This window comes from Propioniciclava soli, from assembly GCF_038502305.1.
In the GTDB taxonomy this organism is placed as follows: Bacteria; Actinomycetota; Actinomycetes; order Propionibacteriales; family Propionibacteriaceae; genus Propioniciclava; species Propioniciclava soli.
The window spans coordinates 327,575-351,592 of sequence record NZ_CP115965.1; the positions used below are offsets into that span (position 1 = coordinate 327,575).

General features: G+C 71.5%; 26 protein-coding genes and 1 tRNA gene. 19 read left to right on the forward strand and 8 right to left on the reverse strand.

Annotated features, from left to right (window positions below):
• Positions 1-72 precede the first annotated feature (72 nt).
• The 3 genes from PCC79_RS01400 to PCC79_RS01410 are packed head-to-tail and all read left to right on the forward strand — an operon-like array spanning position 73 to position 2,554.
• Entirely contained in the window at positions 73-1,638 is a 1,566-nt protein-coding gene (locus tag PCC79_RS01400; RefSeq protein WP_232548771.1) for a sodium-dependent transporter, read from the forward strand.
• Positions 1,635-1,796, forward strand: a complete 162-nt coding sequence (locus tag PCC79_RS01405) for a methionine/alanine import family NSS transporter small subunit (RefSeq protein ID WP_232548772.1) — start codon at positions 1,635-1,637, stop codon at positions 1,794-1,796. The genes PCC79_RS01400 and PCC79_RS01405 overlap by 4 nt, the downstream gene beginning before the upstream one ends.
• Positions 1,797-1,807: 11 nt before the next feature.
• The gene (locus tag PCC79_RS01410) at positions 1,808-2,554 is read left to right on the forward strand and encodes a PIG-L family deacetylase (protein WP_342372779.1); all 747 of its coding nucleotides are present in this window, start codon (positions 1,808-1,810) and stop codon (positions 2,552-2,554) included.
• A gap of 59 nt (positions 2,555-2,613) precedes the next feature.
• Here the strand turns inward: PCC79_RS01410 and PCC79_RS01415 are convergent, their stop codons facing one another.
• From PCC79_RS01415 to PCC79_RS01425, 3 genes are all read right to left on the reverse strand, one after another.
• Positions 2,614-4,293, reverse strand: coding sequence for a DUF885 domain-containing protein (locus tag PCC79_RS01415; protein ID WP_342372780.1), 1,680 nt, complete (start codon positions 4,291-4,293; stop codon positions 2,614-2,616).
• A 10-nt stretch (positions 4,294-4,303) separates the two neighbouring features.
• Positions 4,304-4,771, reverse strand: coding sequence for an NUDIX hydrolase (locus PCC79_RS01420; protein WP_232548775.1), 468 nt, complete (start codon positions 4,769-4,771; stop codon positions 4,304-4,306).
• Between the two features lie 130 nt (positions 4,772-4,901).
• Positions 4,902-5,885, reverse strand: coding sequence for a hypothetical protein (locus PCC79_RS01425; RefSeq protein ID WP_232548776.1), 984 nt, complete (start codon positions 5,883-5,885; stop codon positions 4,902-4,904).
• A gap of 358 nt (positions 5,886-6,243) precedes the next feature.
• Here PCC79_RS01425 and PCC79_RS01430 point away from each other — a divergent pair, with 358 nt between their 5' ends.
• Positions 6,244-6,954: a glycerophosphodiester phosphodiesterase gene (locus tag PCC79_RS01430; protein ID WP_342372781.1), complete on the forward strand. Its 711-nt coding sequence runs from the start codon at positions 6,244-6,246 to the stop codon at positions 6,952-6,954.
• Between the two features lie 25 nt (positions 6,955-6,979).
• Here PCC79_RS01430 and PCC79_RS01435 read toward each other — a convergent pair whose 3' ends face one another.
• Complete coding sequence (locus PCC79_RS01435) at positions 6,980-7,633, reverse strand: GNAT family protein (RefSeq protein WP_342372782.1); 654 nt, start codon at positions 7,631-7,633, stop codon at positions 6,980-6,982.
• Between the two features lie 116 nt (positions 7,634-7,749).
• Between PCC79_RS01435 and PCC79_RS01440 the strand changes: the two genes are divergently transcribed.
• Entirely contained in the window at positions 7,750-8,292 is a 543-nt protein-coding gene (locus PCC79_RS01440; protein WP_232548779.1) for a YbaK/EbsC family protein, read from the forward strand.
• 17 nt (positions 8,293-8,309) lie between these two features.
• On the opposite strand, the gene PCC79_RS01445 is transcribed toward PCC79_RS01440, so the two are convergent.
• Positions 8,310-8,666: a hypothetical protein gene (locus tag PCC79_RS01445; protein WP_232548780.1), complete on the reverse strand. Its 357-nt coding sequence runs from the start codon at positions 8,664-8,666 to the stop codon at positions 8,310-8,312.
• A 125-nt stretch (positions 8,667-8,791) separates the two neighbouring features.
• Here PCC79_RS01445 and PCC79_RS01450 point away from each other — a divergent pair, with 125 nt between their 5' ends.
• The 3 genes from PCC79_RS01450 to PCC79_RS01460 are packed head-to-tail and all read left to right on the forward strand — an operon-like array spanning position 8,792 to position 10,961.
• The gene (locus PCC79_RS01450) at positions 8,792-9,130 is read left to right on the forward strand and encodes a PadR family transcriptional regulator (RefSeq protein ID WP_232548781.1); all 339 of its coding nucleotides are present in this window, start codon (positions 8,792-8,794) and stop codon (positions 9,128-9,130) included.
• Positions 9,127-10,032, forward strand: a complete 906-nt coding sequence (locus PCC79_RS01455) for a DUF1648 domain-containing protein (RefSeq protein WP_342372783.1) — start codon at positions 9,127-9,129, stop codon at positions 10,030-10,032. Before PCC79_RS01450 ends, PCC79_RS01455 begins: the two co-directional genes overlap by 4 nt.
• Positions 10,029-10,961: a CPBP family intramembrane glutamic endopeptidase gene (locus PCC79_RS01460; protein WP_342372784.1), complete on the forward strand. Its 933-nt coding sequence runs from the start codon at positions 10,029-10,031 to the stop codon at positions 10,959-10,961. Before PCC79_RS01455 ends, PCC79_RS01460 begins: the two co-directional genes overlap by 4 nt.
• Here the strand turns inward: PCC79_RS01460 and upp are convergent.
• Positions 10,943-11,584 carry a uracil phosphoribosyltransferase gene (gene upp, locus PCC79_RS01465; protein ID WP_342372785.1) on the reverse strand — a complete coding sequence of 214 codons (642 nt, stop codon included), beginning with the start codon at positions 11,582-11,584 and terminating at the stop codon, positions 10,943-10,945. The two genes, PCC79_RS01460 and upp, sit on opposite strands and share 19 nt — an antisense overlap.
• 77 nt (positions 11,585-11,661) lie before the next feature.
• Here upp and PCC79_RS01470 point away from each other — a divergent pair, with 77 nt between their 5' ends.
• The 4 genes from PCC79_RS01470 (at position 11,662) to PCC79_RS01485 (ending at position 14,613) form a co-directional block, all read left to right on the forward strand.
• Complete coding sequence (locus PCC79_RS01470) at positions 11,662-12,315, forward strand: tRNA adenosine deaminase-associated protein (protein ID WP_342372786.1); 654 nt, start codon at positions 11,662-11,664, stop codon at positions 12,313-12,315.
• A gap of 26 nt (positions 12,316-12,341) precedes the next feature.
• A complete protein-coding gene (locus PCC79_RS01475) occupies positions 12,342-12,776 on the forward strand; it encodes a nucleoside deaminase (protein WP_232548846.1) in 435 nt (144 codons plus the stop codon).
• Positions 12,777-12,868: 92 nt separating this feature from the next.
• A tRNA-Ser gene (locus tag PCC79_RS01480) sits at positions 12,869-12,957 on the forward strand.
• A 159-nt stretch (positions 12,958-13,116) separates the two neighbouring features.
• Positions 13,117-14,613: a potassium/proton antiporter gene (locus PCC79_RS01485; protein ID WP_342372787.1), complete on the forward strand. Its 1,497-nt coding sequence runs from the start codon at positions 13,117-13,119 to the stop codon at positions 14,611-14,613.
• Positions 14,614-14,623: 10 nt separating this feature from the next.
• On the opposite strand, the gene PCC79_RS01490 is transcribed toward PCC79_RS01485, so the two are convergent.
• Entirely contained in the window at positions 14,624-15,148 is a 525-nt protein-coding gene (locus PCC79_RS01490; protein WP_342372788.1) for a LytR C-terminal domain-containing protein, read from the reverse strand.
• Between the two features lie 32 nt (positions 15,149-15,180).
• Entirely contained in the window at positions 15,181-15,474 is a 294-nt protein-coding gene (locus tag PCC79_RS01495) for a type II toxin-antitoxin system VapB family antitoxin (protein ID WP_232548788.1), read from the reverse strand.
• A 41-nt stretch (positions 15,475-15,515) separates the two neighbouring features.
• Between PCC79_RS01495 and PCC79_RS01500 the strand changes: the two genes are divergently transcribed.
• From PCC79_RS01500 to PCC79_RS01530, 7 genes are all read left to right on the forward strand, one after another.
• Positions 15,516-17,096: a helicase HerA-like domain-containing protein gene (locus PCC79_RS01500; RefSeq protein WP_232548789.1), complete on the forward strand. Its 1,581-nt coding sequence runs from the start codon at positions 15,516-15,518 to the stop codon at positions 17,094-17,096.
• Positions 17,093-17,812, forward strand: coding sequence for an SDR family oxidoreductase (locus PCC79_RS01505; protein WP_232548790.1), 720 nt, complete (start codon positions 17,093-17,095; stop codon positions 17,810-17,812). Before PCC79_RS01500 ends, PCC79_RS01505 begins: the two co-directional genes overlap by 4 nt.
• A 192-nt stretch (positions 17,813-18,004) precedes the next feature.
• A complete protein-coding gene (locus PCC79_RS01510; protein WP_232548791.1) occupies positions 18,005-19,006 on the forward strand; it encodes a TRAP transporter substrate-binding protein in 1,002 nt (333 codons plus the stop codon).
• A gap of 1 nt (position 19,007) precedes the next feature.
• On the forward strand, positions 19,008-19,664 hold the full coding sequence (locus PCC79_RS01515) for a TRAP transporter small permease (RefSeq protein ID WP_232548792.1): 657 nt from the start codon (positions 19,008-19,010) through the stop codon (positions 19,662-19,664).
• Between the two features lies 1 nt (position 19,665).
• Entirely contained in the window at positions 19,666-20,979 is a 1,314-nt protein-coding gene (locus PCC79_RS01520) for a TRAP transporter large permease (protein WP_232548793.1), read from the forward strand.
• A gap of 723 nt (positions 20,980-21,702) precedes the next feature.
• Positions 21,703-22,746: a LacI family DNA-binding transcriptional regulator gene (locus PCC79_RS01525; protein WP_342372789.1), complete on the forward strand. Its 1,044-nt coding sequence runs from the start codon at positions 21,703-21,705 to the stop codon at positions 22,744-22,746.
• On the forward strand, positions 22,743-24,017 hold the full coding sequence (locus PCC79_RS01530) for a sugar ABC transporter substrate-binding protein (protein WP_342372790.1): 1,275 nt from the start codon (positions 22,743-22,745) through the stop codon (positions 24,015-24,017). Before PCC79_RS01525 ends, PCC79_RS01530 begins: the two co-directional genes overlap by 4 nt.
• Position 24,018: the final 1 nt, after the last annotated feature.

Consider the following 24,018-nt stretch of genomic DNA (forward strand, 5'->3'; position numbering starts at 1 on the left):
GTGAGACGCCCGGTGGCGGGGCCGGACGGGAGAGTAGCTTGTGCGCCGCACGTTCGTCCCGAAAGGACCCCCATGTCCACCCAATCGGCCGCCCCGGCCCGGGAGCAGTTCTCCGGGCAGTACGGCTTCCTGATGTCCGCGATCGGCTCCGCCGTCGGCCTGGGCAACATCTGGCGCTTCCCCGGCGTCGCCTACACCAACGGGGGCGGCGCCTTCCTGATTCCGTACCTGGTGGCCCTGCTCACCGCCGGCATCCCGATCCTGATGTTGGACTACGCGCTCGGCCACCGCTATCGCGGTTCGGCCCCGGCGGTGTTCCGTCGGCTGGGCAAGAAGTTCGAGTTCGTCGGCTGGCTGCAGGTGGCCGTGTGCGTCGTCATCATGAGCTACTACGTGGTCGTGCTGGCCTGGGCTGCGTCCTACGTCGGATTCTCGACCACCGTCGCGTGGGGAGACGACCCGGCCGGCTTCTTCACCGGCGAATACCTGAACGTCAGCGATCCGGCCTTCACCCTGCAACTCGACTGGGCCGTGTTCTGGCCCGTGGTGGTGTTGTGGGTGCTCGTCTTCGCCGTCATGGCCGGACGCGTCAGCCGCGGCCTGGAGCTCGTCAACAAGTTCGCCATCCCGGCGCTGCTGCTGATGTTCCTCACTCTCGTGGTGCGCGCCCTGTTCCTGCCCGGTGCGCTGGAGGGGCTGAACGCCTTCTTCACCCCCGACTGGGCGGCGCTGGCGAACCCGGCCGTGTGGGTGGCCGCGTACACGCAGATCTTCTTCTCGCTCTCCGTGGCGTTCGGCATCATGCTCACCTATTCGAGCTACCTGAAGGCCCGCTCGAACATGGTGCCCACCGGCCTGGTGGCCGCCTTCGCCAACAGTTCTTTCGAGCTGCTGGCCGGGTTCGGGGTGTTCGCGACCCTCGGGTACATGGCGCACACCCAGGGTGTCGCCGTGGCGGATCTCGACAGCATCGCCGGCGTCACCTTGTCGTTCATCACGTTCCCGCAGGTCATCGGCACGATGCCCGGTGGGCCGCTGTTCGGCATCATGTTCTTCGGATCGCTGTTGCTCGCCGGATTCACGTCCCTGGTGAGCATTCTCGAGGTGATCGTGGCGGCCGTGCGCGAGAAGTTCGCGCTCAGTCGGCCGGCGGCCGTGGGCCTCGTGATCGGGGCGGGGGCCATCGGTTCGGTGGTGCTGTTCTCCACCACGAACGGTCTCAACGCCCTCGACATCGTCGACGCCTTTGCCAACAACATCGGCATTCTCACCGGCGCGGTGCTGGAATGCATCGTCGTCGTGTTCCTGGCCCGCAAGCTGCGCGAACTGCAGCTGCACCTGAACCAGGTCTCCACCCTGCGGCTGGGGGACTGGTGGCGCTGGGCCGTGGGCATCCTGAACCCGATCGTGCTGCTGTACGTCCTGGTCGTCACGGTCTTCCGGTACGCGACGGTGGGCTACGACCCGGCGTCCTACCCCGCGTCGTTCAACGCCCTGTTTGGGTGGGGCACCGTGGTGTTCATCCTCGCCGTCGCCGCGGTGGCCACGGCGATGACGTGGCGCACGCCGGTGGACCGGTTCACCCCGGTGCCTCTCGATGACCCGGCCCGCCCTGTCGGAAGGGGGGTGTCCGCATGACCCCCGTCGCGCTCGTCATGATGATCGTCGCGATCGTCATCATCTGGGGAGGCCTGGTGTTCTCCACCGTCTTCCTGATCGTCCGACCGCTCTCGGCCGAGCCGCACCCGCTCGACGACCACGACTACGACCGGTACCCGCCGGAGTACGAGGTCTAGGCTCCGGTGCCATGAGTGACGCCCGCACGCTGCTGGACGCCGCCCGGCGGGTCCTGTTCGTCCACGCCCACCCCGACGACGAGACCCTCGCCACGGGCGGGCTGATCGCGGCGCTGGCCGAGCGCGGCGTCACCATCGCCGTGCTGACCGCCTCCCGGGGCGAGCAGGGCGAGCTGGTGCCGGGGTCGGTGCCCGCCGGGGTGGACCTCGTGACCCACCGGGAAGCGGAGGTGGCGGCGGCGTGCCGCGCCCTCGGCGTCCGGCACCAGACCTTCTTGGGCGGTGTCGGTGCGCGCGGTGCCGGCCGCGAACCGCGTCGCTACACCGATTCGGGCATGGTGTGGCTGGACCAGGCGGAGACAGTGGCCGGCCCGGGTGCCTCCGCAGGGCCGGACGCGCTCAGCCTCGCCGACCCCGACGAGATCGCCGCCGACATCGCGGCCTACGCCCGCGGCTTCTTGGCCGATCTCGTCGTGTCCTACGACGACGGCGGTGGGTACGGACACCCCGACCACGTCGCCCTCGCGGCACCCAGCCGGGCCGCTGCGGCCGAGGTGGGGGTGCCGTTCCTGGAGGTCGCCTCGGAGCTCGGCGCGGCGGGCTGGACCGTGAGGACGCCCGAGCAGCTCGGACGCGTCCAGCAGGCGTTGAGTCACCACGCCAGTCAGGTGACGGTGGAGGGCGCGGATGTCGTCCACGTCGGCGGGCAGCGCCAGCCGATCCAGCTGGCGTTCACCCTGCGGGTGCCCGGCTCCTGAGCCGGTGGGCCGGGCCTGGGCGGGGCCGTCCACCGACGGTTGGCCGCCTCGCCACGGGCTCAGACCAGGGCGTCGCGCAGCACGTCGAGGGGCAGCGAGCCGAGATTCAGCGCGCGGGTGTGGAACTCCTTGAGGGAGAACTCCTCACCGCGGGCCTGGGCGGCGGCCGTGGCGTCCGCCCGGATCTGTTCCCAGAGGCGTTGACCCACCTTGTAGCTCGGCGCCTGGCCGGGCCAGCCGACGTAGCGGTTCAACTCGAAGCGCAGGGAGGCCTCGTCCATGTTCACGTTGTCGGTGAGGAGCTGCCAGGCCTTGTCGTAGTCCCAGGTGCCGCCGCCGTAGCGAGCGAAGGCGGGCTTGCCGAGGTGCACGCCGAGGTCGATCACCACCCGCGTCGCGCGGAGGCGTTGGGCGTCGAGCATGCCGAACCGGTCGCCCGGGTCGTCCAGGAAGCCGAATTCTTCCATGAGGCGCTCGGCGTAGAGCGCCCAGCCCTCGCCGTGGCCGGAGAGCCAGCACACCTGGCGGCGCCAGTGATTGAGTTCGTCGGCGTTGTGGACGGCCTGGCCGACCTGCAGGTGATGGCCGGGAACGCCCTCGTGGTAGACGGTCGTCTTCTCGCGCCAAGTGTTGAAGGCGGTGACACCGGCCGGGACGCTCCACCACATGCGGCCCGGGCGCAACCAGTCGTCCGTGGGGCCGGTGTAGTAGATGCCGCCGCTCTGGGTGGGCGCGATGCGGGCCTCGATGGTGCGCATGCGCTCGGGGATGTCGAAGTGGACGCCGTTGAGGGCCTCGACGGCCTCGTCGGCGGTGGTCTGCATCCAGCGCTGGAGGGCGTCGGTGCCGTGCAGGGTGCGGGTGGGGTCGGCGTCCAGGGCCGCCACGGCGTCGGCGACGGAAGCGTCCGGGCCGGCGATCTCGCGGGCCAGGGACTCCTGCTCGGCGGTGATCCGGGCGAGCTCCTCGACCCCCCAGTCGTAGGTCTCGTCGAGGTCGACCGTGGCGCCGACGAAGTCGCGCGAGGCGCGGGAATACCGCTCGCGTCCGGCGGCGTCGTCGGCTCGCGCGTGGGGGGCGAGCTCTTCGCGCAGGAAGGTGGCCAGGGTGCCGTAGGCGTCGCGCGCCGCGGCCGCGCCGTGGGTCAGATCTGCGACGAGGGCGTCGGCGGGCTCGGCGGCGTCCGGCCGGGCGCTGGCGATGAACGACGTGAAGAAAGAGGAGTCGGGGTCGGCGAGCCCGGTGGCTTCGGCGATGCCGAGCTCGACCTGACGGATCGCGGGCACCGTCCCGCGCCGCACGCCGTCGGCCAGGCAGGCGGCGTAACCGGAGAGCGCGTCGGGCAGGGCGGCCAGGCGCGCGGCGATGGCGGCCCACTGGTCGGAGGTGTCGGTGGGCATGAGGTCGAAGATGTCGCGCAGGCCCTGCAGCGGGGAGGCGATGTTGTTGAGGTCGGCGAGGTGGTCACCGGCCTCGTGACGCTCGAGCTCAAGGCCGAGGCGGTCCCTCATGGCGGCGACGGTGACCTCGTCCACGGCGTCGGCGGGGGTGAGCCGGTCGAGCGTGGCGAGGGTCTCGCGGTTGAGTCTGGCCAGGGCGTCATGGGCGTCGGGGGAGCAGTCGTCGAGGAGATGGTCGTGGCCGGGCACGCCCAGGTGCGTCGCGAGGATGGGGCTGAGCTCCACCAGCCGCGCGGTGTGGTCGTCGGCCAGATGGTCGATGGCGGTGCGTTCTCTCACTCCATGCACGCTACCGCGTCGGGGAGGGGAGACCCGGTGTCGGGCCGGTGTCGACGAGCCCAAGCGCCCAGTCGAGCACCTGCTCCGTGGGCAACGCCGCCAGCTCGCCTCGGGAGAACCACGCGGCGCGCAGCGTGGAGCCACCGACCTCGTCGGTGAGCTGCCCGCCCGTGATGGTGGCGCGGGAGAGGAAGCGCACCAGGCGCAGCGGGCCGTCACCGGGGGCGATGCGGTCGTCGGCAGTGAGGTGAATGACCGTCACCCCGAGAAGTTCAGCCGGCTCGACGTCGAAACCGGTCTCCTCGCGCACCTCGCGGATGGTGGCCTCGTGGATCTGCTCGTTCCACTCGACCCCGCCGCCGGGCAGACCCCAGTGGGGTTCGATGCCGCGTTCGGGTGCACCCTGCCAGAGGGTGAGCAGCACCATGCCGTCGCGTTCGATCCAGGCATAGGCGCCGAGCCGGGCTTCGGTGATCATGGTCCATCCTGACACCTCGTCCGGGGCGGGGTGACCCACCCCTGTTCATGGTCGCGTCCTTCCCCCGCTGTGCCCTTTCCCCGCTGTGCCCCTTCACCGCTACGCCCCCTGTCAGGAGTGCGATGGCCGGTCACCTCGCACGCTCGGGGTGGTTGCGCACTGGCTGGGGGGCCCGCGGGTGACGAGCCGTGGGCACCGGCACCCCGAGCAGCAGGGCGCGTTGGCGCACCATGGTGCTCACGAAGGCGGCGAACTCTGCCGGATGGTGGAGGACCCAGGCCGCAGCGACGCGCACCACCTGCCAGCCGTGGCGGCCCAGGTCCACGTCGCGGGCGCGATCGGCCTCGAAGGCGCTGCGCGAACCGTGGTGGGCGTAGCCGTCGATCTCGATCCCGAGGGAGAGGGAGCCGAAGGCGACGTCCAGCTGGGCGAACACGCCCGGGCTGCGCTCAACGGGAAGGTTGGCCGACCAGCCGGTCACGCCGCACGCACGCAGGGCGACGTGCCCGGCACGCTCGGCCGGCGACCACGGCTCGTCGCGCGAGTCGTGCAGCAAGGCGCGCACCGTGTGGTTGCCGCGGGTGGGGTGGCGGAGCAGGGCAGCCCAGAGGGCGCGCAGGGGAACGCGGCGCCGCAGGGCGTCGTCGAGGGAGGCGCCGTCGCCGCCGCGGGCCAGGTCGACAGCGGTCAGCGCCGGTGAGGTGCACCGCACGGCGGGGCCGGCGGCTCCGGTGGCAGCCGGGCCGAAGGGGTCGAGGGCGGTGTGGACGTCCTCGGGGTGGATGCGGCGGCGCGTGAGGCGGTAGCCGCGCGGCTTGCTCTGGATGCGGCGGCTGGCGGCCACCAACTCCTCACCGGGCTCGGGCTCGCGCCACCCCAGCGCCACGGCGGCCGACCGCTCCAGCAGGATCGCATCGGGGTCGGCGATGAGGAGCGCGAGCACCTTCACGCCGAAGCCGGCGGCGTGGCTGGGTGTGGTGTAGATGCCCCGCAGCACGGCGACCAGCTCGCCCCGCTGTCTGGCGGCACGGATGTGCCAGGCCAGCTGGGGATGGTTCCGCCCGACCACCACGCCGGATCCGTCGGCCAAGGCTTGCGCAAGAGCTTCCTTCACACCTGGCACATTCGGCCCGCTGGCCCGCCATCTGTCACCGTCCACAGGAAGCCAGCACAACCGGCGCAGTTGATCGTTTCAAGGGGTAGCGGGAAGCATCGTGCGCTGGATTCCTGTGGACAACCGGGGTCATCGGCACGGCGCCTCCCCTCGATGGCCCCCACCGGCGCGGCCGGGCGACTGTCCGGATCGGTCCGCACGGTCTGTCGTGGGCCAGCGTCGCCAGACCGTCAGGTGCCGCGGGATCAAGCGCCGCTTCCGCGGGGGGGTGTCAGACCGCGCGCCCGGCAGGTTAACGCTTGCCGAACGGCGCGCGCCCCCGGCGGCCCCTGCCGTGGCCACCTGCCACGATGGCCCCATGACCATGGTCTGGGCCCACCGCGGCGCGAGTGGCTACGCCCCCGAGAACACCCTGCCCGCGATCGAGATGGCCCTCGAACAGGGCGCCGACGCCATCGAGATCGACGTCCAGCTCACCCGCGACGACGAGGTGGTCGTGATCCACGACGAGACGCTCGAGCGCACCACCTCGGGCAACGGCTGGGTGGCCGACCACAGCCTCGAGGCCCTGCGTGCGCTCGACGCCTCCGCCGGCGACGAGCGTTACCGGGGTACCCGCGTTCCCACCCTGCAGGAGGTGCTCCACCTCGCCGGCGATGCGACGGTCAACGTCGAGCTCAAGAACACCCGCATGCGCTACCACGGCCTGGAGGAGCGCGTTCTCGCCATCGTCGCGGAGCTGGGGGCCGCCGACCGGGTGGTGGTCTCGTCGTTCAATCACTACTCCCTGCGTCACCTGCTCCACCTGGGCACCCCACTCCCGTTGGGCGCGCTGTACTCCGACCCCCTCTTCCAGCCCTGGAAGTACGCACGCCGGTTGGGTGCCACCGCCCTGCACCCGCCGCTGCGCGCGACGCGACGCAAGCTCATCGACGCGTGCCACGACCTCGGCATGCCGGTTCACGTCTGGACGGTCAACGAGCCCGACGACATCAAGAAGATGGCCAAGGTGGGCGCTGACGCCGTGATCACCAACTACCCCAATCTGGCACGGTCGATCATCGGGTGATGGTGCCGCGAGCGCCCCGGCCTGATCAGCGGTCCAGCCCGATGAACCGGCGCATGGGCTCCACGCCGGCCACGGAGATCGGTTCGCCGCGGACGAAGTCCTCCCGCAGGAGCAACAGGCGTCGGTTGGACGCGGCATCACCGCGCCGCGATTGCCACGTCACCCCGTTGTCCTTGTAGCCCAGTTTCTCGCTGACCCGCAGCGAGGCCGCGTTGTCGGCGAAGGCCGCGGACGTGATGAACTCGAAGTCCAGGTGGTCGAAGAGGAATGCGCACATGGCCTGCCGCATCGCCGTGCCGATCCCCCGGCCCTGGAAGCGCGAGCCCAGCCACGAGCCCGTCTCCCCGTAACGCAGGGTGAGGAAGTCCTGCGTCGCCACGCCCTGGACGCCGACCACCTCGCCCTCCCACCGCACGCAGAGGTCCAACGCCCAGGCGTCCTGCGACCACGTCGCCATGCCGCGCCACCACCACTGGAGATAGTTCAGCGGCAGCTCGTCCTCCGGTGCGTCCGTCCAGGGGAAGGCGAAGGGCATGAAGTGGCGGGGGTGGACGCCGCCCCGCACCACGTCGAGCAGGGTGAGCACCTCGGCGTCGCCGATCCCGCACAGCTCCAGCGGGCCGCACGTGATGCGCAGCCCCAGCGGGGGGAAGATCTCGGCCAAGCGAGGGTCGCTCATGGCCTGAACGTCCCACAACCCGCGCCACGTCGCAAGGCCGCGCTGCGTGGCAGGATGGCCGTGCCGCTCAGCCCGCTGCTGCGGGCTGCCTGCTCGATCTCGCCAGGAGGACCCGCATGAACGACATCTTCGGACGCCTCGACCCGCTGCCCGCCCGCGAGCATCCAGAACTCCTCGCCGAGCCCGTGGCCCGCGCGCTGGCCGGGCAGGCGCCCAGCGCCGTGGTCGCCCCGATCGACCCGCAGTTCGCCGACACCGAGGCGCTGTGCGCCGAGTACGGCATCCCGCTCGAGGCCAGCGCCAACGCCGTCGTCGTGCGCGGCACGCGGGCGGGGGTCGAGCGGTTCGCGGTCTGCATGACGTTGGCCCACCGCCGTGTGGACGTGAACGGCGTGGTCCGCCGCCGGCTGGACGCTCGCAAGGCGAGCTTTGCCCCCATGGACGTCGCGGTCGAGGCCACCGGAATGGAGTACGGCGGCATCACCCCGGTGGGGGTCCCGCAGGACTGGCCCGTCTGGGTCGATGCCGCCGTCGCGGAGGCCAACTGGTTGTGCATCGGCTCGGGGATCCGCGGCTCGAAACTCTTCCTGACCGCGACGGATCTCCTCGCGCTGCCGGGCGCCGAGCGCGTCGAGAATCTCGCCCGCGACGCGGGCTGACGCGCTCGGCGCGGGGCTCACCAGCCCCCGCCGCCACCGCCGCCGTTGCCGCGCCCGGCGCGGACCTCGTCGGCGTCCAGCTGTTCGGGCTCGCCCACGGGGCCGCCCTCGGCGATCATGCGCTTCTCGGCGGGAGAGGGGACGTCACCGTCCGGGTCGGTCGCCCCGCCGTCGGTCAACTCGTCGCTGGGGGCATCGGATTCGTCGTCGTCATCGTCCGAATCCTCATCGTCGGAGCCGCCATCCGAGCCGCTCTCATCGGAGTGCAGCATCTTCTGCGCCTTCTCGTCGGAGACCGGTCCGTCGACCTGGGTCTCGCCGAAGCCGGAGGAGATGTCGCCGCCGTCCTTCTTCTTCTCGTCCTGATCGCTCATGGGAGGTCCTTCCTGCATCGGTGAATCCGGGCGCAGCCCACCCTAGTCAGCGGATCGATGCCGGCACAGTCCCGGGTGTGACCAAGATACTTGTGGTGCAAGGTACCCGGTTGTACCGTGGTTCCATGAGCCGACCCGATCCACGCGCCACCCAGCTCCGCCGCGGTGTCGTCGAGCTCGCCGTGCTGGGGCTGCTCGCCGACGGGCCGCGGTACGGCCAGCAGATCGTCGACGAGCTCGCCGGCCTGCCGGGCCTGGCCCTCACGGCCGGCACGGTGTACCCCCTGGTCTCCCGCCTGCTCAAGGCGGGGGAGATCGCGTCGACCTGGCAGGAGTCCCCGGTCGGGCCGCCCCGCAAGTACTACCGCCTCACCGCGTCCGGGCGGGCCTCCCTGGCCTCCCAGACGGCCGCGTGGCGCCAAGTGCGCGATGCGGTCGATCACATCCTGAAGGAGTCCCGATGATCACCTCGTTCACCGATCTCACCCCGGCCACCCGTGGCGCTGCGCTCGCCTGGCTCGACGCCGCCACCGCTCCCCTCGACCCCGAGCTGGCGGACGCCGTCCGTGACGAGTTGGCCGCAGCCCTGTGCGCCGAACTGAACCCTGACGCCACCCCCGCGGACGTCGCCGCGTTCGCCGCAGCCGTCGGCCCGGTCGGCGGCGAGGAGGGTGACGATCGGCCCGGCACCCACCCCGGGGCCGGAACCTTCGCCGGCATCCCCTACGACGTCCGGCCCCCGACGGCCGATCGGCTCAAGCGTGCCTGGTGGAACCCGGCCAGCGACCGCCTCTGGAGCCCGCGTGTCTTCGGCGCCGGGTGGGATCTCAACGCCGGCGCACTCGCCGTCCGCCTAAGCCTGATCGAGCCCGATGCCGAGGACGAGCCCTTCACCCACACCCCCGACGCCGCGCTCACCGCCGGCGCCGCCGTGCCGCTGGCCCTGGCGGCATCGGTGGTGGCGCACTACGCCGTCCGTGGCCGGTCGCTCCCGGCCGAGCTGCCCGCCCACTGGAACCTCTGCGGCACGCCCGACCGCTGGACGCCGAAGCGCCGCGCCGCGACCACCGATCTGGCTCTCGCGGTGACCGCTGCCGGGGCGGCGGTGGCAGGGGTCGCGAGCCGCCGGCCCCGCCCGATGCGCGCCGGGACGCTCGCCGCCACCTCCGGGGCCGCTGCGCTGGCCGCCGGCCTCACCGTGGCACGCAGCCTGCGCGGTGGGTGGTGGATCGGGCCGGGCCTGGCCGCGCTGGTCCTCGGAGCCCCGGCGGCCGTCCTGGTCGGCCTCGCCCGCGCCGGACGCGCCGGTGAGCAACGTCGCGACCTCGGCCGAGGCGGCCTCGGCCGGCGGGGCGGCGCGGCGTGACGCGGGTCGTGTGGCGCCGCGTCGCCCTGTTCTACGGCATCGCCCTGGCGGGCCCCGTTGCCATCGCGCTCCTGGTGCTCGCGACCGGTCAGCAGTGGGGCGCCGGGCCGGTCACGATGCTGCTCGGGGCGGTCACGATGCTGGTCCCGCTCCTCGCGGGCTGGGTCACCGAGCGTGTGGCCGGACGCCCCCACCTCCTCACCCGGGGGTGGGCAGCGTTCAAGACGCGGCCCGGAATCGCGATCGCCCGCATCTTCGGGTGGGCCGCGCTGGTCTACGCCGCCGTCGTGGCCGCGCTGTTCGGCGTCGCGGCGCTGGGATCATCGCTCGCCGTGCCCGGCATGGGCCGGTGGGCCACCCCGGCCGAGGTGGGGGATGCCATCGCCGCCCTCGCCCCGGTGGGTTCCACCACCCCGCCCGAGCTTGCTCTGCCCGTCGGCGTCCTGGTGGCCCTCGCGATCGGCCAGGGCCTCCTCGCCGGACTCACCGTCAACGCCGTGTTCGCGTTCGGCGAGGAGTACGGCTGGCGCGGCGTCCTGGCCGAGGAGCTCGCGCCGCTGGGCCGCGTCCGGGCGACGCTGCTCACCGGCATCCTGTGGGGGCTGTGGCATGCGCCGCTGATCGCCCTCGGCCACAACTACGGTGCCGACTGGGGGTGGGGCGTCCCGCTGTTCTGCGCGATCACGGTGCCGTTGGCCTTCCTCCTCACCTGGGTGCGGGAGCGGTCGGGGTTCGTCTGGGCGGCCGCGATCGTGCACGGCGCGTTCAACGGGGTGGCCGGCATCTTCATGTTGGTGCTGGTGGACGCCCACCGGCTAGTCGCGCCGCCGGTCGGCTTGGCGGCGGCGCTGGCCCTGGGGGTGGTCGCGGCGGCGCTGTGGGCCGTCCCGAGGCGCTCAGGCGGGCAGGATCAGTCGGCCAGGCCGTAGAGCCGGTCGCCGGCGTCGCCGAGGCCGGGCACGATGTAGCCGTGCTCGTTGAGGCGCTCGTCGACGGCCGCCACCACGAGGGTGCAGGGGACGCCGACGGGGTCAACCAGGCGGCGCATGTTGTCGATGCCCTCCGGGGCGGCCAGCAGGCAGATGCAAGTGATGTGGTCGGCGCCGCGATCGACGAGGAACTGCACGGTGCCGCCGAGCGAGCCGCCCGTGGCGAGCATCGGGTCGAGCACGTAGCACTGGCGGCCCGAGAGATCCTTCGGCAGCCGCTCGGCGTACGTGAACGGCTCCAACGTCTCCTCGTCGCGCACCATGCCGACGAACCCGACCTCGGCGGTCGGCATGAGCTTCATCATGCCCTCGAGCATCCCGAGGCCCGCGCGCAGGATCGGCACGACCAGGGGCACCGGGTGCGACAGCTGGATGCCCCGCGTGGTGGTGACGGGCGTCGTCACCTCGACGGTGTCGACGCGCACCTCGCGGGTGGCCTCGTACGCGAGCAGCGTGACGAGCTCCTCCACGAGGGCGCGGAAGGTCGGCGAGTCGGTGTCGACGTCCCGGAGGAGTCGGACCTTGTGGGCGACCAGTGGGTGATCGGCGACGATGAGTTCCACAGGTGCATTCTTGCAGATGACCACCGTGCGAAGCGGGGCCGAGTCTGACACGATGGGCTGTGCCGGAAGGGGGCGCCATGCCAGATCGTGACGACGAGTACGACGCCGAGCTCGCCGAACGCGGTGACGATCGCGCCGGGCTCGACGACGTCGATCTCGATCCGTTGACCGACGCCGCCGACGACCTCGACGAGGACGATGACGACGACGACGTGGACGACGAGGACGAAGACGACGACTACCCCGACGACGCCACCGAGGACGAGATCGACCTGGTCGTAGCGCTCTACCGCGAGGAGGGCGTGCCGAGCGCGCTTGCGCTGCCGGTGGAGCTGGCCAACGATCTCGACGGGCTGATCCAGGAGCTGCGCCGCGTCCCCGGTGACGCCGGCGCGATCGGTGTCGTGGCGATCGAGAACGAGTTCTTCGTGTTCGTCCGCGTGCGCGGGAAGGTCGTGCAGGTGCTGCTGAGCGACTCCTTCGCGGCCAACGACTGGCCGGTCGCGCGGGACGTGGTGGACTTCCTGGCCCTCGACCTGCCCGAGGACGAGGACGACTCCGAGCCAATCGGCGACCTCGACCTGTTCGCCGACGTGGGCGTCTCCGAGCTGGAGATCGAGGCCTTGTGCGAGGACCTCGACTCCGAGCCGCTGGAGGTCGTCGAGGCGATCGTCGAGAAGCTCGGCTACGCCAAGCCCTACGACCGGGTGGCGGCCGAGTTCGACCTGTGACGGGCGGCCGCCGCTGGCAGCCGGCGATGGCGCGGGCGTTGGACGCCGCCCGCGCGGCCGGGGCGGCCGGTGACGTGCCGATCGGCGCCGTGTTGGTCGGCCCCGACGGCGTCGAGCTGGCCGTGGCCGGCAACGAGCGCGAACAGACCGGCGACCCCACCGCCCATGCCGAGATGCTCGTGCTGCGCCGGGCCGCGCCGGCACTGCGCGACGGGTGGCGCCTGGCCGACTGCACGCTCGTGGTCACGCTCGAGCCCTGCGCCATGTGCGCCGGTGCGCTGGTCAACGCCCGGGTGGGGCGGCTGGTGTTCGGCGCGTTCGATCCCAAGGCGGGGGCCGTGGCGTCCCTGTTCGACCTCGTCCGCGACCCCCGGCTCAACCACCGCGTCGAGGTGGTCGCCGGGGTCGAGGCGGACGCCTGCGCCGCGGTCCTGCAGGACTTCTTCGCCGGCCATCGCTGACTGCGACGGGAGACGTGGGCGGCGTCGGTCTCGCCGGCCCCCACGCCTGCCCGATTGGCCCCCACCGGGGATCGCGCGCTAGCCTTTTCCGCGGTGGCGTGTCCGAGCGGCCGAAGGAGCGCGCCTCGAAAGCGCGTGTGGGTTCTGCCCACCGTGGGTTCAAATCCCACCGCCACCGCCACGGGTGAAGGCCCTGAAGCCGCAGGTCAGACCGGGTTTCAGGGCCTTTCGCCTCTCACCGTCCGACCCGTTGCCCCTCGACCTCGATGGGCCGACGCCGGCGCCCGTCGTCGCCGGACTGTCACACGGCACCGATATCCTCCGCCCAAGGAGGGTCGCGATGAGCCTGGACGACATGTTGCTCTTCGGAGCCGCCGTGGTCGTCGCCGCGGCGCTCGCCGCCCGGCTGGGCTCGCGCCTCGGGTTGCCGTCGCTGCTGTTGTTCCTCGGGCTCGGCATCGCCCTGGAGGTGGTCGGCGTCCGCATGACCGACGCCGGCCTCGCCCACGCCCTCGGCTTCGCCGCCCTGGTGTTCATCCTGGCCGAGGGCGGGTTGACGACCCGCTGGGTCGACATCCGCGGCTCGCTGACCGTGGCAGGCCTGCTCGCCACGGTTGGGGTCGGCACCTCCATCGGGCTGGTGGCCCTGTTCTGTCACCGCGCCCTGGGGATCGACTGGCCAAACGCCGTGCTGATCGGCGCCATCACGGCGCCCACCGACTCGGCGGCGGTGTTCTCCGTGCTGCGCGGGCTGCCCCTCCCGGCGCGGGTGCGCGCGGTGCTGGAGGGGGAGTCGGGCCTCAACGACGCCCCCATCGTCCTGCTCGTGGCGGCGGCGACCGCGTGGTCGCTCGGCGAATTGCCCGAGGCCGGCCCGGCGGCCCTCGCCGGCACCATCATCCTGGAGCTGGCCGGGGGCATCGCGTTCGGGGCGGTGATCGGCTACCTCGGCGTCCGGCTGCTGCGCTCGGTGGCGCTGCCGGCGTCCGGGCTGTACCCCCTGACGATCATGGCCGTCGTCGTGCTCGCGTACGGCTTGGGCGTGGTGGCGCACGTGTCGGGATTCGCGGCGGTCTACGTCGCCGCCGTGCTGCTCGGCAACGGCCACCTGCCACACCGCAACGCCACCCGGTCGTTCGCCGAGGGTGTGGGCTGGATCGCGCAGATCGGCCTGTTCGTCATGCTGGGCATGCTCGCCAGCCCCGAACGGCTGACCTGGCGGATGGTGGGCGAGGGGCTGCTGATCGGCACGGTGCTCACCTTCGTGGTGCGGCCGATCTCGGTGGCCGTCTGCGCGACGTGGTTCAAGGTGCCGTGGCGCGAGCAGGCGTTCATCGCCTGGGCCGGGCTGCGCGGTGCGGTGCCGATCATCATGGCCACCGTCCCGCTGGCCGCCGGCGCACCCGGCGCCGAGACGATCTTCGAGGAGGTGCTGGTCTTCGTCGTCGTCTTCACGTTGCTCCAGGCGCCCAGCCTGCCGTGGGTCGCCCGCGTGCTCGGCATCACCGGGGACGACTCCGGCGCCGACATCGAGGTCGAGGTCGCCCCGCTCGACCGCGCGCAGGCCGATTTCATGACGATCCGTGTGCCGGAGGCCTCGCGGCTGCACGGCGTCACCATCAAGGAACTGGGGCTGCCGAAGTTCACCGTCGTCGCCGTGATCATGCGCGACGGACGCCCCATCTCCCCGGTGCCGCTCGACCGGATCTGCGAGGGGGACGAACTCATGGTGGTGGTGCCGGCGCGGCAGCGGGACGCCGTCGAGCACCTGTTCGGCGCCATCGGACGCGGCGGCCGGCTGGCCCGGTGGGCGGAGGAGTGGGACGACGGGGACTGACCCCACCACGTCAGCCCTCGCTGTTCACCACCGTGATCTGGGCGAGGCATGCCTGCTCGTCGGGCAGCGGCGCGCTGAACGTGACGCCCGTCGCGGCCACGGGCTGTTGGGCGCCGATGATGACGTCCACGGTGGCGTTGTCGCGACCATCGGCGCGGAACGGGATGTCGGTGAACGCCTGCCGCACGAGCACCACCTCGGGGGCCTGCTCGGAGCTGCCGACCACCTCGGAGACCTCATGGTCGGTGGTGGGGGCGTTCGTGGTGCGGTAGACGTTGAAGCCGTCGGCGCGCAGCAGGGCGGCGAGGCGGCGGGCCAGGCCGCTGGTCGGCGTCCCGTTCAACACCTGCACGTAGACGCGATCGGGCGTCAGCTCGGGGCCGACGTTGGTCACCACGCAGGCGGGCAGCGCACGTTCTTCGATGGGCTCGCGCACGGCGTCCCACGCCCAGCTGGCCGCCCACGCGACGAACGCGACGAGCAGCAGCAGCGTGACGGGCGTCTTCAGTGCCCGCACCACGGTCTGCGCGTCCATTCGGTCTCCCCTCGGCGTCGCGTCGGGCCAGCTTAGGCGAGTTCGAGGACGCGGGCGTGCACCGACTGGCGCTGCTGCAGCGCGGCGCGCAGGGTGCGGTGGAGGCCATCCTCGAGATAGAGGTCGCCCTGCCAGGCCACCACGTGGGCGAACAAGTCGCCGTAGAAGGTCGAGTCCTCCTCCAGGAGGGCCTCCAGGTCGAGCCACCGCTTGGTGGTGACGAGCTGGTCGAGCCGCACCTGTTGGGGCGCGATCTGGGCCCACTGCCGGTGGGTGTACCCGTGGTCGGGGTAGGGGCGCTCCTCACCCACGCGCTTGAAGATCACGCCTGACAGTCTAGGCCCATGCGCGGCGTTACCCTTGGGCCATGAGTGACGCCCTCGAGGCCATCCGGGCCGGTTACACGTTCGACACCCCGTCCGTCGAGCTCGGGGTGCTCGTCGACGACGGCGCCCCGGTGCCCGACGTGCCCATCCGGTTGTCACTGTCGATGTTGAACCGCCACGGCCTGGTGGCGGGCGCCACCGGCACGGGCAAGACCAAGACCCTGCAGCTGATGGCCGAGCAGATCAGCGCGGCCGGCGTCCCGGTGTTCGCCGCCGACATCAAGGGCGACCTGTCCGGCCTCGCGGCGCCGGGGGAGACCTCGGAGAAGCTGCTCGCCCGGACGCAGGCGATCGGGCAGGACTTCACCCCCCAGGCATGCCCGGTCGAGTTCTACGCCCTCGGTGGCGAGGGCGTCGGCATCCCGCTGCGCGCCACGGTCAGCTCGTTCGGCCCCTTGTTGCTGAGCAAGGTGCTGGGGCTCAACGACACCCAGGAGAGCACGCTCAGCCTGGTGTTCCACTACGCCGACACCCAGCGGCTCCTCCTGCTCGACCTCAAGGACCTCGGCGAGCTGCTGGCGTTCCTCACTTCCCCGGAGGGCAAGCAGGAGCTCTCGGGCCTGGGCGGGGTGAGCAAGGCGACGGTCGGGGTGATCCAGCGCCAGCTCAGCGCGCTCGCGGCCCAGGGCGGCGACACGTTCTTCGGCGAGCCGGAGTTCGACACCGCCGACCTGCTGCGCGTCGACGCGGACGGCCGCGGGCTCATCTCCCTGCTCGAGCTGCCCGACCTGGCGAGCCGGCCCGCGCTGTTCTCGACGTTTCTCATGTACCTGCTCGCGGAGCTCTACCAGGAGCTGCCCGAGGCCGGCGACCTCGACCGGCCCAAGCTGGTGTTCTTCTTCGACGAGGCGCACCTGCTGTTCGCCGACGCGTCCAAGGCGTTCCGCGCCTCGGTCGAGCAGACGGTGCGCCTCATCCGCTCCAAGGGCGTCGGGGTGTTCTTCGTCACCCAGACGCCGCGCGACGTGCCCGAGACGGTGCTCGCGCAGCTGGGCAGTCGCGTCCAGCACCAGCTGCGGGCCCACACGCCCAACGACGCGAAGGCGCTGCGGGCCACGGTGAACACCTACCCGAAGACGGAGTACGACCTCGCCGAGCGCCTTCAGGCTCTCGGCATCGGCGAGGCCATCATCACCGTGCTCAACCCCGACGGCGCGCCCACGCCCGTGGCCTGGACGCGCATGCGCGCACCCCAGGCGTCCATGCAGCCGTGGGAGGCCGCGACCATGGCGGCCGCCGTCGCCGCGTCACCGCTCCAGGCCACCTACGGCACCGCGGTCGACCGCGAATCGGCCTACGAGGTGCTGAAGGCCCGGCTCGACGCCGGCGCCCAGGCCGCGCGGCGCGAGGAGGAGGAGCGGACCCGCCGGCAGGAGCAGGAAAGGGCGGACGCCGCGGAGCGGGCAGCCGATCGGACGGCCGAACGTGCCGCCCCGCGCTCGCGGCGGCAGGAGAAGTCGCTGTTCGAGCAGATCACGTCCAACACGATGGTGCGCCAGATGGCCCGGACGGCCGCGCGCGAGATCACCCGGTCGATCTTCGGCACGGGTCGGCGGCGGTGACGGCGCCGGCAGCGGGGCGGCGCACCGTCCTGGTCACCGGTGGGACGCGCGGCATCGGCCGCGCCATCGTCGCCGCCCTGGCGCCGGGCTGGCGGGTGCTGGTCGGCGGCACGGACGCCGACGCCGTCGCCCGGGTGGTCGCCGAGGTGGCCGCGGAGTGCCCGGACGCCGCCGGTTTCGTCGCCGATCTGGCGGACGCCGACGCCACGGCCGCCGCCGCGGCGGGCATCGACCGGCTGGACGCCGTCGTCCACAGCGCCGGGGTGCTCGCGTACGGGCCGGTGGCTGAGGCGTCCCGGGAGGAGTGGCGCCGCGTCCTGGAGGTCAACGTCGTGGCCGTCGCCCACCTGACCGGGGAACTGCTCGGGGCGCTGCGGGCGGCGCGCGGCCACGTCGTCGTGATCAACTCCGGTTCGGGGTTCAACGCCGGGGCGGGCTCGGGGGTCTATGCGGCGTCCAAGTTCGCGGTGCGGGCGTTCGCGGACGCCCTGCGCGCCGACGAGCGGGGCCGGATCCGGGTGACGTCGGTGCACCCCGGCCGGGTCGCGACCGACATGCAGGTGGCGCTGCGCGAGGCCGAGGGCGAGACGTACCGCGCCGAGGACTACCTCACCCCCCAGGCCGTCGCCGACGCTGTCGCCGGCGTGCTGGCGTCCGAGGCGTCCGCGTCGGTGGACACCCTGTCGATCCGGCCGTCGGGGCTGGCGTCCGACTGAAGGGGCCTCCAACTACGCCGAACGCCCGCGCGGTGGCGCCGATGCGCCTAGGATCGGGGGGCAACAAGGCCGTTCCCACGGCGAACCCGCCCGCACATCGACGTTCCGCGTCTCCCCCGCCCCGCACCGCGAGGGGCGACGCCGAGGGCGTCCGCCCGGGTGGGGCCGAGGGACCAGACGAAGGAGTCTCACGTGGACAGACGCACGTTCCTGGCCCTCGCCGGCGGGGCCGGAGCCGCCGCGGGGCTGGCGGGGTGCACGCCCCTCATCGGCTCCCCGGAGGAGGGGAAGGTGATGATCTTCTCCCTCAACCAGACCACGGACCACCCGTCATACGCCGCGCTCAACGCGTGGAACGACGACCTGGCGGCGGTCACGGGTGAGCGGTGGGGGATCGACGTGTACGCCAACGCCACCCTGGGCGGCCAGCAGGAGGTGGTGATGCTGGTGGGCGACGGCGCGGTCGACATGGCCGTGATCTCCGGCACCGCCCTGGAGAATCTGAACCCCGACTACCGCACGATGAACCTGCCGGGCGTCTTCGACGGCATCGATCACCAGGTCGCCGTCACCAACAACCTCGCGATCATGGGCGAGCTGTACTCCTCCCTGGAGGAGTCGCACGGCATCACGGTGGTCGGCATGTTCACCCAGGGCGCGCGCAACCTGTACACGACTGCCCCCGTCGAGACGCCCGAGCAGCTTTCCGGCATGCGGATTCGCGTGCAGGAGTCCGACGTGGCGATCGACATGATCAACGCGATGGGCGGCGCGGCGACGCCGATGCCCTACGGAGAGGTGTACACGGCCCTGCAGTCCGGCATCCTCGACGGCGCGGAGAACAACGAGGTCTCCTACGTCACCCAACGCCACCTCGAGGTGGCGCGGCACTACACGCTGACCGCCCATCAGGTGGGGCTCGACTTCATCGTCGTGCACAGCGGCCTGCTGGCCGGCATGCGGCCGGCGGACGCCGAGGCCTTCCGGGCGTCGTGGCTGCGGGCATCCGCGAATCACACCCAGCTGTGGAAGGACGAGACCGCGGCGGCGACCGAGCAGATGCTCGCCGAGGGCGTCACGATCCACGAGATCGACCGCACGCCGTTCGTCGAGCGTCTGCAGCCCGTGGCCGAGCGCTACCTGACCAGCGACGTCGCCCGCAGTCTGTACGAACGCATCCGGCAGGAGGCCTGAGATGGAAGCAGTGAAGCGCGCGCTCGACACGGTGTTGGGGTGGTTCTGCATCGCCCTGTTCACCGCGCTCGTGGCGGTGGTGAGCTGGCAGGTGTTCACCCGCCAGGTGCTCGCCTCGCCCTCGACCTGGTCGGCGGTCGCCGCGCAGTACATCTTCGTGTGGCTGGCGCTGTTCGGCTCCGCCTACGTGTTCGGGGAGCGCGGCCACATCGCGATCACGTTCATCATCAACCGGTTCGGCCGCTCCGGACGCCGCGGCGTCGACATCTTCGTCCAGCTCTGCACGCTGGCCCTGGGGATCTTCGTGTTCGTCTGGGGTGGGCTGCGGGCCGTCGGCATCACGTGGGACCAGAACGTCTCGGGCCTGCCCTTCACGGTCGGCCAGATGTTGATCGCGCTGCCGGCCGCCGGCGTCCTGGTCGTGTTCTACGCGGTCTACTACCTGGTGGAGCTGTTCTCCGGGCGCGAGTTGGAGCCGGAGCCGGTCGATCCGGAGGGCAGCGTCCGCGGCATCGAGGATCTGGACGAGCCGTCGATCGCCCCCGCCCCACCCCGGGAGGACCCTCACCATCCGGGGCCGGTGACCGGCCCCGGCCGAGGCGGACGTGGGACGCCCCGCGACGCGTCCGGAGCCACCGCAGCGCCGAAGGAGAACTGACATGTCCGCCGCCCTGCTCGCGGGGATCATCCTCGTCGTCTGCATCGTCGTCACCCTGGCCCTCGGCGTCCCGATCTCGGTGTCGGTCGGGCTGTCGAGCTTCCTTGCGCTGGCCGCCGTGCTGGGCGCCGAGAGCGCCGTGTTCGTCGGCAGCCTGCAGATGTTCACCGGCATCAACTCGTTCACGTTGCTGGCGATCCCCTTCTTCATCCTGGCCGGATCGCTGATGAACTCCGGCGGCATCGCCGGGCGCCTGATCGACGCGGCGAAGGTGCTGGTGGGCAAGATGCCCGGCGGCCTCGCGGCCACGACCGTCGTGTCGAACGCGTTGTTCGGGTCGGTGTCGGGGGCGGCGGTCGCGTCGTGCGCGGCGGTCGGCAAGGTGATGATCCCCCGCATGGAGGCCGACGGCTACTCGCGTCCGTTCGCGACCGCGACCACCGTGGCGTCCGCCCCGTCGGGCATGCTGATCCCGCCGTCGAACACGCTGATCGTGTACTCGCTGGTGTCGTCCACCTCCATCGCCGCGTTGTTCATGGGCGGCTACGGGCCGGGCATCGTCTGGATGTTCGCCTGCTTGGCGGTGGTGGGGTGGTACGTGTTCCGCAAGCCGGAGCTGCGCGCCGCGAAGAGCCACGAGAAGCTGACCCTCGCGGTCGCGCTGCGGGCGCTGTGGCGGGCCGTCCCGTCGCTGCTGATGATCGTGATCGTGATCGGCGGCATTTTGACGGGCGTGTTCACCCCGACGGAGTCCGCCGTGATCGCGGTGCTGTACTCGCTGGTGCTGGGCTTCCTCTACCGCGAGATCACGCTGGCTGACCTGCCGGCCATCATCCTGGACGCCACCCGCACCACGACCATCGTCATGCTGCTCATCGGCGTCAGCTCGATCATGAGCTGGGTGATGAGCTACTCGAAGATTCCCGAGGGGGTCGCAAACGGCATCCTGGGCCTGACCGACAACCCGACGGTCATCCTGATCCTGATCATGGTGATCCTGCTGATCCTCGGCACGTTCATGGATCCGACCCCGGCGATCCTGATCTTCGGACCCATCTTCCTGCCGATCGTCTCCGAGCTCGGGATCCACCCCGTCCACTTCGGCATGATGATGGTGTTCAACCTGTGCCTCGGCACCATCACCCCACCGGTGGGCACGGTGCTGTTCGTCGGGGCCCGCGTTGGCGACATCGCGGTGGAGCCCGTGGTGCGCCAGCTGCTGCCGTACTTCGCGGCCCTGGTGGTCGGGCTCTTCCTGGTGGTGTTCGCTCCCGGACTGTCGATGTGGCTGCCGGAGCTGATGGGTCTGGTCTGACCTGCGCCGCTTCGGACGCCGCCCAGTTGGGCTGAGTGGGGGGCGGGGCTCACGTGGCGCAGCTGGCGACCACGTGGCGCAGTGGAGCTCACGTGGCGCAGCTGGCGATGACGTGGCGCAGTGGACCTCACGTGGCGCAGCTGGCGATGACGTGGCGCAATGGAGCTCACGTGGAGGGTCTTGCACGGGCCCCCAGGTGAGTGGCACTGCGCCAGGTGGAGTTGGGGTGCGCCAAGTGAGCAGCACGGCGCCACGTGGAGTTGGGGTGCGCCAGGTGAGCAGTACGGCGCCAGGTGGAGTTGGGGTGCGCCAGGTGAGCTGCATGGCGCGAAGTGGGGGTGCGGCGTCCTGTCTCACGACACCAAGTGGGTGGGAAGCCCCGTTGTCGGCGCCGTTTGACGGCGTCCCCGAGGGCGGCCCGTCTCGGAAGGGTGCCGACACGCACACTTCGGTCTCGAGTGCACCGGCGCCCCCGCCGTTGTGGCCGCCCCCCTGCTGATGCTGACGCCTCCCTGCCGTTGCCGTCGCGTCCCTGTTGTTGTGGACGCCGCCCTGTCCGCGCTGCTCCTCCCTGCTGTTGCAACGGCAGGGGGGTGGGTTTCGAACAGCAAGACCCGGAACAACCAGCAAGACCCGGAACAACCAGCAAGACCAGGACAGCTTGATGGATTCCGCTGCCTCGGCCGACGAAGGCCGACCGGCGGAAGGAGTCGAAGGAGACCCGTGTCGTCGAACATCTACCACGTGGCCGAGAGGGCGGGCGTGTCGGCGTCCACCGTCTCGCGGGCCCTGCGTGGTGATCGACGCATTCCCGAGGCGACCCGGCAGCGCGTGGAGCGGGCGGCGTCCCACCTGAACTACGTGCCCCGCATGGCCGCCCAGGTGCTCGCCGGCCAGGGGTATCGCACGCTGGGCATGGTGCTGCCCCACATCGAGGGCACCTACTACGCCGAGCTCGCCGTGGGTTTCGAGATGCGCGCCTCTGAGTTGGATCTCTCCGTCGTCGTGCTGCAGGCCAATCACCACGCGGCGATGTCGGGGGCGGTCCGGCGCCTGGTGGGGCAGTGCGACGGGCTCGCGTTCCTGGCCAAGAGTGCCGCCTCGGACGAGCTCGTCGCGGAGGTGGCGCGCACGCGTCCGACGCTGACCGTCGCGCGCACGCACATGCCCGGCATCACGTCCATCTACGCCGAATCGGCCGGGCCGAGCCAGCAGCTCACCGCTCATCTTCTCGAGCTCGGACGCCGCCGGCTCGCCTTCGTCGGCCCTGTCGACCCGGGCTCCGACATCGAGGCCCGCCACCGGGGCTTTGGACGCGCCCTCACCGCCGCCGGGCTCGCCGTGCCCGAACCGATCACCGTGCCCATGGACGAACCTGCCGGGCGCGCCCTGGCCCGGCAGCTCGTCGAGGAGGACCTCCCTTACGACGCCCTCGTCTGCGGCAACGACGAGATCGCGGTGGCCCTCGTCCACGAGTTGCAAGAGTTGGGCGTCGCCGTCCCGGATGACGTGGCCGTGGTCGGGTGGGACGACATCCGCGTCTCCCGCTACCTCCGGCCCGGGCTCACCACCGTGGCCCAGCCCCTCACCGAACTCGGCGGGTTGGCCGCCGAACACCTCCACCAACTCCTCCAGGGGCAACCCGTCCCGGAGAAGACGGTGCTCGACACCGTCCTGGTGCACCGCCAGTCGTGCGGATGCATCACCGCGAACCACCCACCTCTGCAGCAACGAAGCAACCACAGCAAGGGAGCGAGAACACCATGAAAACACGCAAGCGGGCCCTCGTCGGGCTCACCGTGGCCCTGGCCCTGTTCGGGACGGCCGCCTGCGGCCGCGCCGAGACGACCCCGGGCGACCAGGCGCCGGCCCAGGAGGTCACGGAGGGGGCGGCCACCGGCACGCTCACCGTCTGGGCCATGGGCGTCGAGGGCGAGGAGCTGCCCGGTCTGGTCGAGGGATTCAAGGCGGAGAACCCGGACGTGACGGTCAACGTGACGGCGGTGCCGTGGGATTCGGCGCACGACCGCTTCACCGCGGCCATCGCCGCCGGCACCACGCCGGACGTCGCCCAGGTCGGCACCACCTGGATGGGCGAGTTCGTGGGCCTCAACGCCCTCGACCCGACGCCCGACCTGATCGACCCCAGCATGTTCTTCGAGGGTGCCCAGAGCACCACCGAGGTCGACGGCACCTCCTACGCCGTGCCGTGGTACGTCGAGACGCGGCTCCTCTACTACCGCACCGACATCGCCGAGGCCGCCGGCATCACCGAGGCGCCCGCCACCTGGGACGACCTGAAGGCCATGGCCACCGCGATGAAGGGCGCCGAGGGCGTCCGCTGGCCCATCAGCCTGCTGCCCGGTGGCACCGGCTCGTGGCAGACGGTGCTGCCGCTCATGTGGTCCAACGGTGGCCAGGTCGTGAACGACGACCAGACGGCGTTCACGTTCGACACCCCGGAGAACGTCGAGGCGCTGCAGTACTACCAGTCGTTCTTCACCGAAGGGCTGGCCAACACCGCACCCACGTCCGGCACCACGGAGGCCGACTTCGTCTCCGGCGCCGTGCCGATGTTCATCTCCGGGCCGTGGATGATGTCCTCGGTCGAGAACCTCGGCGGCGAGGGCTTCGCCGACCAGTACGCGGTGGCTGAGATGCCGACCAAGGTGACGAACGCGTCCTTCATCGGCGGTTCCAACCTCGCAGTGTTCAGCGCGAGCGAGAACCGGGACGCGGCCTGGAAGCTGGTCGACTACCTCACCCAGGAGGAGACCCAGATCGAGTGGTTCGACATGACCTCGGACCTGCCGTCGGTCCAGTCCGCTTGGGACGACGCCGCCCTGCAGTCCGATGAGAAGCTCGCCACGTTCGGCGCGCAGCTCGAGACGGCCTACGCGCCGCCGGCGATCCAGACGTGGGAGCAGGTCGCGAACGCCTTCGATGCCGAGGTCGAGCGCGTCACGATCACGGGGTCGGACGCCGCCGCAGGCCTGTCCGCCCTGCAGCAGGAAGCCACCTCGATCGGCATGGGCTGAT